The sequence below is a fragment of the Streptomyces sp. NPDC037083 genome, assembly GCF_055606485.1.
Window position 1 is genome coordinate 375,513 of sequence record NZ_JBVJSQ010000009.1, and the last position, 11,040, is coordinate 386,552.

The following is an 11,040-nucleotide window of genomic DNA, read 5'->3' on the forward strand; positions in this document are numbered from 1 at the left end:
TCGCCGCGGGCGTCGACGGTGATCTTCTGGGAGAGGTCGCCCTTGGCCACCGCCGTCGTCACCTGGGCGACGTTGCGGACCTGGTTGGTGAGGTTCCCGGCCATGAAGTTGACCGAGTCGGTGAGGTCGCGCCACACCCCGGCCACCCCCGGCACCTGCGCCTGGCCGCCGAGGCGTCCTTCGGTGCCGACCTCGCGGGCGACGCGGGTGACCTCGTCGGCGAAGGCGGACAGCTGGTCGACCATCGTGTTGACGGTCTCCTTCAGCTGAAGGATCTCGCCGCGGGCCGGCACGTCGATCTTCTGCGAGAGATCGCCCTTCGCGACCGCGGTCGCCACCTGGGCGATGTCGCGCACCTGGGTCGTCAGGTTGCCCGCCATGGCGTTCACGGAGTCCGTCAGGTCGGCCCAGGTCCCGGACACCCCGGGCACCTCCGCCTGACCGCCCAGAGTGCCCTCGGTGCCCACTTCCCGGGCCACCCGGGTGACCTCGGAGGTGAAGACCGACAGCTGGTCGACCATGCCGTTGAAGACGGTGGCGATGTCGCCCATCAGACCGTCGCCGTCGGTCGGCAGCCGGGTGCCGAAGTCCCCGTCCCGAACGGCCGTCAGACCGGCCAGGAGCTGCCGGAGCTCGTGGTCGCCGGGAACCGTGTCCAAGGACTCGGTCGCGTTGCTGGTCATGCGTATCCTCGTTCCGCTCCCCAGGAGCCCCCGGGCGGGGACTCGGAACCGGGCCGCCCCGGTGGACTGCCCCGCATGTCGCGCCTGTGTTTCCGCAGTTCACGGAAGTGTGCGATGAGAGAAATCCGCCGCAGGCTAACCCACCCGAGCGTGCGGAAACAAAGCCTCACGTCACATCGCGCACACAGGAATTCCAGACCGCGCACACGATGCATACACGACGGAAACACGGGTACCCGAAATAGTTTCGCCCGGGACGGCGAGCATGCCGTCCCGGGCGATTTCCGGTGAGTGCGGGGCGGGCCGCCGGGCCCGCCGGTCAGGCGACCTCGGCCCCCAGCAGGCCGGTCCGCAGCCGCTGCACCAAGCGGCTGATCAACCGCGACACGTGCATCTGCGAGATGCCGAGCTCCCTGCCGATCTCGGCCTGGGTGCGCTCCTCGACGAACCGCAGATGGATGATCCGCCGCTCCCGCTCGTCGAGCTCGGCGATCAGCGGGGCCAGCGAGTGGAAGTCCTCCACCAGCTCCAGCGCCGGCTCCTCCCTGCCGATGAAGTCGGCCAGCACCGACTCCCCGTCCGCTCCGCCGTCGGAGGTCAGGGCCGCGTCCAGCGAGGCGGACGTGTAGCAGTTGGAGGCCTTGCGCGCCTCGATGACCTCCTCCTCGGACAGCGCCATCAGCTCCGACAGCTCACGCGTGGTGGGCATCCGGCCCAGCCGGGTCTGCAGCTCCTCGGTCGCCTTGGCCAGTTCGACCCGCGCCTCCTGAAGCCTGCGCGGCACGTGCACCGCCCAGCTCGTGTCCCGGAAGAACCGTTTGATCTCACCGACGATGTACGGCACGGCGAACGAGGTGAACTCCACCTCACGGGTGAGCTCGAACCGGTCGATGGCCTTGATCAGCCCGATCGTGCCGACCTGGACGATGTCCTCCGTCGTGTCGCCCCGGCCGCGGAAGCGGGAGGCGGCGTACCGCACGAGTGAGAGGTTCATCTCTATCAGCGTGTTGCGCACGTACTGGTACTCGTGCGTGCCCTCCTCCACGACCGCCAGCCGGTCGAAGAAGCGGCGTGAGAGCTCCCGCGCGTCCTTGGGGCTGACCTGGGCGGGCGACTCGATGAACGGAACCCCTCCACACGGGCTGTCGGCGCCCGCCTGCACTGCCGTGGCCGTCGGTGCCTGTGCCGTCACGGCATCCATGCCGTTCACTCCGTTCGTCGAGCCGGTCGATGACGGTGTCCGTCTGCCCCGGCGCCCCCATCCCATGCCGGATGTTGTGCACATGCCTTTCACGCGGCCGTCACGGCACGCCCACTTCGGTCCCAAAGGGGCCGACACGCCCCGAATGCGGCCGCCGCGGGCGGGTAACTGCTGCTGTGGAACACGAGAAGGGAGCAGCGTGACCATCGACGGAATCTGGTCTTACACGCCGGGCAGCGGTCATGTCGAGGGGCAGGACCTCACCGGCTACGCCGTAGTGACGACGGACGGCACCCTCGGGCACGTGGAACGCGAGGCAGGCCCGCACGGCATGCGGCACCTGGTCGTCGACACCGGCGTCTGGCTGTTCGGCAGGAGCGCCGTCGTCCCGGTGGGCGTGGTGACGGGCGTCGACCACACGGCCCGCCAGATATCGCTGGCCTGCACGGAGGACGAGGTGAAGGAGGCGCCCCGGTTCCGCACCGACAGCGAGACGAGCGACCCGGCCTATCTCACCTCCGTCGGCGACCACTACCGGCGGGCGACCCCGCGGGGGACGACATCGGCGTGAGGGAGGAGGAACTCGCGCCGGCCCGGGCGACGTCCGCCCCGCCGACGACCGCCGCGTCGGCGCGGGCCCACGCCCGCGCGGTGGTGGACGCGACGTGGGACCCCTCGGCGCGCCCGGCGCGCGAGGAGGACGTGATCGATCTGCTGCTCGTCGTGTCGGAGCTGGTGACCAACGCGCTCCGGCACGGCGGCGGGCTGGCCGGGTTCGAGGCGACGCCCGCCCCCGACGGGATCCGCGTCGCCGTGCACGACCACAGCGACGTCGTGCCGGCCGCGGCGTACGGGCCGGACTCCCCGTCGACCGGACACCGGGCGGGCGGCTACGGCTGGCCGCTGGTCGTCCGGCTGGCCCGGGAGATCGACATCGAGAGGCGGCCGGCGGGCGGCAAGACGATCAGCGTGTTCATGCCGATCCGCGAACTCCCCCGCCCGGCCTGAAGGGCGCACCGCGCTCCGGTCCGCCGCGCCCTCACCACGGCAGGAAGACGTGAACGTCCTTGCCCGGCTCCTGACCCTCCTGGTTCGGCACGACGCTGACCTGCGTGCAGAGGGTGTGCACCAGATACCAGCCGATGCCCCCGCCGCCGCTGTCGGGGTGGAACGGACGCGGAGTCGGCGCGGTGCTGTTGGTGTCGTGCAGCGTGACGTGCACCCCGTCGAAGGTCCGGCGCAGATGCAGCTCGAACGGCCCCGGAGCGTACTGGACCGCGTTGGCGGCCAGCTCCGTGACGATCAGCACGATGTCGTGCCAGCACTCCGGCGCCGCGGGCGGCGAGGCCCGCGTCAGATCGCGAAGAAACTCCTCCGCGGCCAGGCGCGCGCCCGTCACGTCGTGCGGTTCACCCGCGAAACGGGCCGTACTGCTCGGAATCGCCCAGGAGGACAATGCGTCGTTACCCCGCGGCTCGGTTGCCATGTCGTGTGTGCGGTCCCTCCTCGGCCGGGACCGTCGTCCTTTCTCGTGTGACTCTCTGGCTTCGCCCCTTGCAGGGTTCCCGGGGCTGCCCAGGCTACGCGTCCGGCCCGGCCGGGCATATGGGCGCGGACGGCCGGCCGCGGCGGCGCTCCGGTCGTACCGCCCCCCGGACGGACAATCCGTCACGTCCCTGTGACAGCGAGTACCGGGGGAGGGGGCGGGATGGAGGGGACGCCGGTGCTGCTCGGCAGGACGTCGGTCGTGACAGGGGCCGCCAGGGGGCTGGGCGCCGCCCCGGGCCGGGCACCGGCCGCGTCAGGCGCCAGGGGCGCGCTCTCCTCGGTCTCGAAGGATCCGAACTCGCCCGGTTCGCGGCCTCGTTGCCCGCGCGGGCGGCTGGGCGGCTGGGCGGCTGGGCGGCTGGGCGGCTGGGCGGCCGGGCGGCGAAGCGGTGGGCGGTCGCGCGGTCCGGGGCGGAGGCGGCCGGGCGGACCGGCCGGGGCCGACTCACCGGAACACGTCGTCCGCGTCGTCCCAGCTCAGCACCTCCTCGGGAGCACTCTGCCGGGGCAGCCGGGCGCGCGCCTGGTACATCGCCTCGATCTCCGCGGCGTAGTGCGCCACGATCGAGTCGCGGCGCAGCTTCATCGAGGGGGTCAGCAGTCCGTTGGTCTGGTCGAAGGGCTGCGGGAGTATGCGGAAGGCCCGGATGGACTCCGAGCGGGACACCGCGCTGTTGGCGGCGGCCACCGCCCGCCCGATCTCCTCCCGCAGCGCGTTCTCCTCGCGCGCCTCCCGGCTCTGGGTGTCGCCGTGCAGCGCCAGCGTCCCGCGCCAGTGCGCCAGGAAGTCGGGGTCGAGGGTGATCAACGCGCCCACGCAGGGCCGGTTGTCGCCCACCACCACCGCCTGATGGACGAGCGGATGCATCCGCAGCCGCTGCTCCAGCGCGGTCGGCGCCACGCTCTTGCCGCTGCTGGTGATGATGACGTCCTTCTTGCGGCCGGTGATCGTGAGGTAGCCGTCGGAGTCCAGGAACCCGAGGTCGCCCGTGGCCAGCCAGCCGCCCCACATCGCGGCCCGGGTCGCCCGGTCGTCGTTGACGTAGCCCTGGAACACCGACGGGCCGCGCACCAGGATCTCCCCGTCGTCCGCCACCCGGACGTCCGTGCCCGGCAGCGCCTGTCCGACGGTGCCGGACTTCTCCCGGCCGAGCGGTTGCATCGTGATCCCGCCGCTGGTCTCGGTCAGGCCGTACCCGTCGTGCACGTAGATGCCGATCCCCTCGTAGAACAGGGACAGGTCGCGGTGGAGCGGGGAGCCTCCGGAGGTGGCGCGGTGGACGCGGCCGCCGAGCGCGGCCCTGAGTCTGCGGTACACCGTTCGTTCGAACAGGGCGTGCTGGAGCCGCAGATCGAGGCCGGGCCCGGAGCCGCGGCCGAGACGCTGCCGCTCGACGGCGGCGGCGAAGTCCCGGGCCGTCTCCGCGGCCCGCTCGAACAGGGCGCCGCGCCCCGCCTCCTGAGCCGCCCGCAGGAAGTTCTTGTAGATCTTCTCCAACACCGAGGGGACCGCGTACAGATACGTCGGACGGAAGGTGCGCAGCGACTCCGCCAGCGCGTCCGCGCCGAGGTCGGGCTCGTGGCCCATCAGGATGCCGCCGCGCAGGCACAGGCCCTGGATCATCAGGCCGTAGACGTGGGAGAACGGCAGGAACGCCAGGACGCTCGCCTGCCGGCCCGCGGGCGCCGCCGTGTGTCCCCAGCCGGCCAGCAGCGTGTCGCACGGGCTGGCCAGGCTCCGGTGGCTCAGCGCGCAGCCCAGCGGCCGCCCGGAGGTGCCGGAGGTGTAGGCGATCACGGCGGTGGAGTCGGGGAGCACGATCCGCCGCAGCGAGTCCACCGTGGTGAGGGGGACCAACTCGCCGCGCCGCGTGAGATCTTCGAACGCCCCCGCGTCCAACTGCCAGACGTTCCGCAGCGAAGGCAGGGCCGCGCACACCGACCCCACGGTCATCACGCTCTGTTCGTCCTCGACGACCACCCCGACGCAGGCGGCGTCCCGCAGGATCCACTCGACCTGTTCGCGCGACGACGTCGGATACACCGGGACGACCTCCGCGCCCACCGCCCACAGGGCGTGGCACAGCACCGTCCACTCGTAGCGGGTGCGCGCCATGATCGCGACGCGGTGGCCGGGGGAGATCCCGGACGCCACGAACCCCTTGGCGAGGTCGACCACCTCGTCCCGCAGTTCGACGGCCGTGACCTCTTCCCAGGAGGCGGAGCCGGCGTGCGCGCGACGGGCGAGCACGGCGAGTGTGGGGGTACGGGAGGCTGTCTCGAAGACGCTGTCGGCGAGCCCTCCGGTCAGGGGCGAGGTGGCTGGGGGAGCGAGGGCGAAGTCGCGCATGCGCTGCTCCTGACGTGTACGGGCTGTGACTCCGCCGACGGGAACTGTCATCGACGGTGGTCGAATGTAGCCCAGGTGAGACCGCTTGTGGCCAGGAACGAATATGTAATCCGGGTTGATGATCTCGGGCCGCGGAACGAGTGCTCCGGGCCCCGGCCGCCGGCCGCGGAGCACCTCCGGCCGGCGGGTGACGAACGCCGAACGTTTCAGGCCGACGGGTTGCGAACGCCCTGCGTCTCGGGCCGGCCGCTGACGAACGCCCGGCGTCTCAGGCGGCCTGCGTGTGCTGGACGCAGGCCGTGACGACCTCGCGCAGACTGCCCGTACGCTCCCACACCTCGCGCTGGATCCGTGACCCGTTGCCGTTCCGGAGCAGTTCGGCACAGGACGTGCGGGCCCGCTCCAGGTCCCCGCTGTCCGCCAGCGCGTCCTCCACATACTCCAGCAGGTCCTTCACGACCGTCCCGGCGGGAGTGCGCCGCATGGTCCTCGGGTGCAGCAGGTCTCCGGTCACGCCCGAGCGGGCCGCCCGCCAGCCGGCCAGCCGCAGCAGGCTCACGCTGTGGTCGACCGGCTCGCGCCCCGACTGCCAGTCCCGGGAGGCCGTTTCGACGAGCCCCCGCACCAGCGTGGCGATCAGCACGGCGGTGTCCGCGTGCAGACACACGTCCGACACCCGCACCTCCACCGTCGGATAGCGCGCCGACAGCCGGGCGTCGAAGTAGACCATGCCCTCGTCGAGGATCGTGCCCGTGTCCACCATGTCCGCCACCCGCCGGTGGTAGCGCTCCGCCGAACCGAACAGCTCGGTCGGACCCGCCGAGGGCCAGCGCTGCCACACCCGGCTGCGATAGCTGCTGTAGCCCGTCTCCCGGCCCTGCCAGAACGGCGAGTTGGCGCTCAGCGCCGCCAGCACCGGAAGCCACGGCCGGATCCGGTCGAGGACCGCCACGCCCTCGTCGTCGGACTCGACGGACACATGGACGTGGCAGCCGCACACCATCTGCTCACGCGTCGCGATCCCGTACTGCTCCGCCATCCACTGGTAGCGCCTGTTCATGCTGACCGAGGGACGGACCGGCAGCGGCGAGGTGGCGAGCGCGGCGACCGCGCACCCGGTCTCCCGGGCGTGCCGTGCCGCCTCCCCGCGTATGCGCACGATCTCCGCGCCGAGCTCGTCCATGCCCGACTGCGGGTGGGTGGCGAACTCGAGCATCTGGTTGTGCAGTTCCTTCTCGAAGACGCCGTCCTTCACCTCGCACCGCGAGGCGCGGGCGAGGACGGCGGCGGACAGGGACTGCGGCTCCCCCGTCTCCGGGTCGACCAGGAGGAGTTCCTCCTCCACTCCGACGGTGCGCACGCGAGCCGACCTTTCTCTGGGGGGTGGTACGCACCCGACTGCCCCGTCCGGTGCCGTTCAACCTGATGACGGCGCCAGCCATACCGTGGCCAGGGGCGGCAGCGTCAGCCGCAGCAGGCCGTCGCGCGGTGCGACCGGGCCGGTCGGGCCGACGCCGCTGCCGCCGTAGCCTTCGGCGTCGGTGTTGAGCAGCTCGCGCCAGGCCGGCACGTCGCCCGGGACGCAGAGCGGATAGTCGTGCCGCACGACGGGGGAGAAGTTGCTCACGGCGAGCAGCGGAGCTCCGTGGGCGTCGTGCCTGAGGAACGCGAAGACGTTGTCGTCGGCGGCGTCTCCCAGCACCCAGCGGAAGCCGGCCGGGTCCGTGTCGCGCTCCCAGAGGGCGGGGGTGGCCCGGTAGACGGTGTTGAGGTCGCGCACCAGGTCCCGTACGCCCCGGTGATCGCCCGCCGAGGCGTACCCGGGGTCGAGCAGCCACCACTCGGGTCCGTGCGCCTCCGACCATTCGGCGCCCTGGGCGAACTCCTGCCCCATGAACAGGAGCTGCTTGCCGGGGTGGGCCCACATGAAGGCCAGGTAGGCACGGTGGTTGGCGCGCCGCTGCCACCAGTCGCCGGGCATCTTGGAGACCAGCGCCTGCTTGCCGTGGACCACCTCGTCGTGGGAGATGGGCAGCACGTAGTTCTCGCTGTAGGCGTACACCATCGAGAAGGTCATCTCGTTGTGGTGGTACTTGCGGTGCACCGGCTCCTTGGAGATGTACTGGAGCGAGTCGTGCATCCAGCCCATGTTCCACTTCAGCCCGAACCCCAGACCGCCGCTGTCGGTCGGCCGGGTGACCCCTTCCCAGGCGGTGGACTCCTCCGCGATGGTGACGACCCCCGGGTTGCGGCGGTACACCGTCGCGTTCATCTCCTGCAGGAACGCCTTCGCGTCCAGGTCCTCGCGGCCGCCGAACACGTTGGGCGTCCACTGTCCCGAGTCGCGCGAGTAGTCGAGGTAGAGCATCGAGGCGACGGCGTCCACGCGCAGCCCGTCGACATGGAACTCCTCGCACCAGTACGAGGCGTTGGCCACGAGGAAGTTGCGCACCTCGACGCGCCCGAAGTCGAACTCGAACGTCCCCCAGTCCGGGTGCTCCGCCCGCCGGGAGTCCCCGGGTTCGTACAGCGGATCCCCGTCGAACCGCGCCAACGCCCAGTCGTCCTTGGGGAAGTGCGCCGGCACCCAGTCCACGATCACGCCGATGCCGGCCCGGTGCAGGGCGTCCACCAGGTACTTGAAGTCGTCGGGCGTGCCCAGCCGGGAGGCCGGCGCGTAGAAACCGGTGACCTGGTAACCCCAGGAGCCCGAGAACGGGTGCTGGGCGACCGGCATGAACTCCACATGCGTGAAGCCGAGGTCGTTGACGTACGCGGGCAGCTCGTCGGCCAGCTGCCGGTACGTCAGACCGGGTCGCCAGGAGGGGAGGTGGACCTCGTACACGGAGAACGGCGCCACATGCACGGGAACGTCGCCCCGGTGCGCCATCCACTCCCCGTCCCCCCACTCGTAGTGCGAGGCGTGCACGATCGACGCGGTGTCCGGCGGCACCTCGGCGCGCCGCGCCATCGGGTCGGCCTTGAGGAACCGGTGACCGTACCGGGAGGTGATCTCGAACTTGTACCGGGCGCCCTCGCCGATCCCGGGCAGGAACAGCTCCCACACCCCGGACGAGCCCAGGGAGCGCATCGGGAAGGCGGTGCCGTCCCAGAAGCAGAAGTCCCCGGCGACGCGGACCCCCTGGGCGTTCGGCGCCCACACGGTGAACCGGGTGCCGAGCACGCCCTGGTGGGCCATCGGCTCCGCGCCGAGCGCCTTCCACAGCTCCTCGTGCCGTCCCTCACGGATGAGATGCAGATCGAGATCGCCGAGGGCGGGCAGGAAGCGGTACGGGTCGTCCACCTTGTGCTCGGCGCCCTCGTAGGACACCAGCAGCGTGTAGGCGGGCACCGTCGCGAGGGGCAGGACGGCGGCGAAGAGGCCGTCGCCCTCCGAGACCAACGGCGTGGGATCACCGTCGATCACGACGCTCACGGCGTCCGCGAAGGGGCGCAGGGCCCGGAAGAGAACCCCGCCCCGCACCGGGTGTGCGCCCAGCAGCGCGTGCGGATCGTGATGGGCGCCCGACAGCAGACGGCCGCGGTCGGCCGGATCGAGCGCGGGCGCCGTGCGCGGGCGAGGGCCGGCCGACTCGGGCGGAGAGGTGTCACGCAGGGCCACGGGGGTCAGCCTCCTCGGACGGCGAGTCGTTCGATCGCCGCCATGGGTACGGGCAGCCAGTCAGGACGGTTACGGGCCTCGTACAGCACTTCGTACACGGCTCGGTCCGTCTCGTAGGCACGCAACAGGGCATGTTTCTTCCGGGGGTCCCAGCCCGCGCGGGCCGCGTAGCCCGCGCAGTAGGCCTCCCGGCAACGCCGTGCCCACTCCGGCCGCCACGGGCGGCGCTGGCGGGCGGCGTAGTCGAAGGAGCGCAGCATCCCGGCGATGTCGCGGACCGGGGAGTGGGCGCTGCGCCGTTCGGCCAGCGGACGCGACGGCTCGCCCTCGAAGTCGATGACGAACCAGTCCCGTCCGGCGCGCAGGACCTGACCCAGGTGCAGGTCGCCGTGGATGCGCTGGGCGGGCGGGCCCGCGTCGCACACGGAGAGCGCGCCGAAGGCGGTGGTGAGTCCCGGGACGAACGGCCGCAGCGCCGGCACATGGTGCGCCGCCGCCTCCAGCCGTTCGGTCATCGCCGCCGCAGTACGTCCGTCCTCCGCGTCCGGCCCGGCGGGCAGGGCCGCGGCCAGCGCCAGGTGGACGTCCGCCGTGGCCCGTCCCAGTTCCTCGGCCTCGGCCGTGAAGTCCTCCCCGCGGGCGAGGGCCCGCAGCGCGAGCGTCCAGCCGTCCGACGCGTCGGGCAGGAAGGGCTGGAGCACGCCGAGCGTCGCCTCCTGCGGATGCGTCGTCCTGAACCAGGCCACCGGCGCGGGCACGCGCCCGCAGCCCTGCCCGGCCAGCGCGACGGGCACCTCCAGGTCGGGGTTCACGCCGGGCTGGATGCGCCGGAAGATCTTCAGGATGAACGCGTCCCCGTACACCAGCGAGGTGTTGGACTGCTCGGCTTCCAGCAGCCGCGGCGCGAGCCCCGGCGGCAGCGACACGGACGGGTCCGACTCGAAGCACAGCGGGCCCAGCGGGCCGGGGTGCCGCATCCGTTCCAGGAGCAGCTGCGCCGACCGGGGGTCCTGCAACGCGTCGTGGACCGTCAGGCCCGCGAGCGGTCCCTCTTCCACCTTGCCGATCAGAGCGCGCCCCAGACGCGGCGACAGATGCTCCTGCAGGCCGAGCAGCAGCTGGTAGCAGTCGCCGGCCGGGGGAGTGCCGCCCGGGGTGGGCAGACCCGACTGGTCGGCGTGCACGAGCAGATGCAGACAGCCCGGGTACAGCTCCGTCATCGACAGCATGCGCAGGTCGGTGAGCGGCCGGTCCTTGCCGGCGAACCAGCGTTGCCGGGGCAGCCACTCGCACAGCAGCGCGGCGAGCGGTCCGACGGAGCGGACGGCGCTCGCGCTGCCCGGTCGCAGGGGTGCGGTCTTCGTCACGGTGACCCATCCATTCCTCGGCGCACGCTCACGGGCGGCGACCGATCCGGGACGCGGCTCTGGTGAGCCGGAACCAGTAGAAGCCGTGGCCCGCGAGGGTGAGCAGGTAGGGCAGTTCACCGATGGCGGGGAAGCGGACGCCGCCGAACAGCTCGACGGGGTGGCGGCCGTCGTACCGGCTCAGATCGAGCTCGGTGGGCTGTGCGAAGCGTGAGAAGTTGTGCACGCACAGCACCAGGTCGTCCTCGTACTCGCGCAGGAAGGCGAGG

Annotated in this window: 10 protein-coding genes; 2 read left to right on the plus strand and 8 right to left on the minus strand. The window is 71.9% G+C overall.

Annotated elements, in window-relative coordinates:
* Together ACZ7DE_RS25285 and ACZ7DE_RS25290 are read right to left on the minus strand one after the other, a co-directional pair.
* On the minus strand, nt 1-683 hold a 683-nt coding region (locus tag ACZ7DE_RS25285), incomplete at its 3' end, for a HAMP domain-containing protein (protein ID WP_359441437.1).
* A gap of 319 nt (nt 684-1,002) precedes the next feature.
* Nucleotides 1,003-1,884, minus strand: a complete 882-nt coding sequence (locus ACZ7DE_RS25290; RefSeq protein ID WP_470764900.1) for an RNA polymerase sigma factor SigF — start codon at nt 1,882-1,884, stop codon at nt 1,003-1,005.
* A gap of 199 nt (nt 1,885-2,083) precedes the next feature.
* Between ACZ7DE_RS25290 and ACZ7DE_RS25295 the strand changes: the two genes are divergently transcribed.
* Nucleotides 2,084-2,455: a PRC-barrel domain containing protein gene (locus ACZ7DE_RS25295; RefSeq protein WP_470764902.1), complete on the plus strand. Its 372-nt coding sequence runs from the start codon at nt 2,084-2,086 to the stop codon at nt 2,453-2,455.
* A complete protein-coding gene (locus ACZ7DE_RS25300; RefSeq protein WP_470764904.1) occupies nt 2,452-2,892 on the plus strand; it encodes an ATP-binding protein in 441 nt (146 codons plus the stop codon). The genes ACZ7DE_RS25295 and ACZ7DE_RS25300 overlap by 4 nt, the downstream gene beginning before the upstream one ends.
* Before the next feature lie 31 nt (nt 2,893-2,923).
* Here the strand turns inward: ACZ7DE_RS25300 and ACZ7DE_RS25305 are convergent, their stop codons facing one another.
* The 6 genes from ACZ7DE_RS25305 to ACZ7DE_RS25330 all read right to left on the minus strand — a co-directional run.
* Complete coding sequence (locus ACZ7DE_RS25305; RefSeq protein WP_470764905.1) at nt 2,924-3,370, minus strand: ATP-binding protein; 447 nt, start codon at nt 3,368-3,370, stop codon at nt 2,924-2,926.
* A gap of 507 nt (nt 3,371-3,877) precedes the next feature.
* Nucleotides 3,878-5,782, minus strand: coding sequence for an AMP-dependent synthetase/ligase (locus ACZ7DE_RS25310; protein WP_470764907.1), 1,905 nt, complete (start codon nt 5,780-5,782; stop codon nt 3,878-3,880).
* Nucleotides 5,783-6,050: 268 nt separating this feature from the next.
* Nucleotides 6,051-7,142 carry a glutamate--cysteine ligase 2 gene (locus tag ACZ7DE_RS25315; RefSeq protein WP_470764909.1) on the minus strand — a complete coding sequence of 364 codons (1,092 nt, stop codon included), beginning with the start codon at nt 7,140-7,142 and terminating at the stop codon, nt 6,051-6,053.
* 57 nt (nt 7,143-7,199) lie between these two features.
* Nucleotides 7,200-9,404: a 1,4-alpha-glucan branching enzyme gene (gene glgB / locus ACZ7DE_RS25320; protein ID WP_470764911.1), complete on the minus strand. Its 2,205-nt coding sequence runs from the start codon at nt 9,402-9,404 to the stop codon at nt 7,200-7,202.
* A gap of 5 nt (nt 9,405-9,409) precedes the next feature.
* A complete protein-coding gene (locus ACZ7DE_RS25325; protein ID WP_470764913.1) occupies nt 9,410-10,771 on the minus strand; it encodes a maltokinase N-terminal cap-like domain-containing protein in 1,362 nt (453 codons plus the stop codon).
* 28 nt (nt 10,772-10,799) lie between these two features.
* On the minus strand, nt 10,800-11,040 hold a 241-nt coding region (locus ACZ7DE_RS25330), incomplete at its 5' end, for an alpha-glucosidase C-terminal domain-containing protein (RefSeq protein ID WP_470764915.1).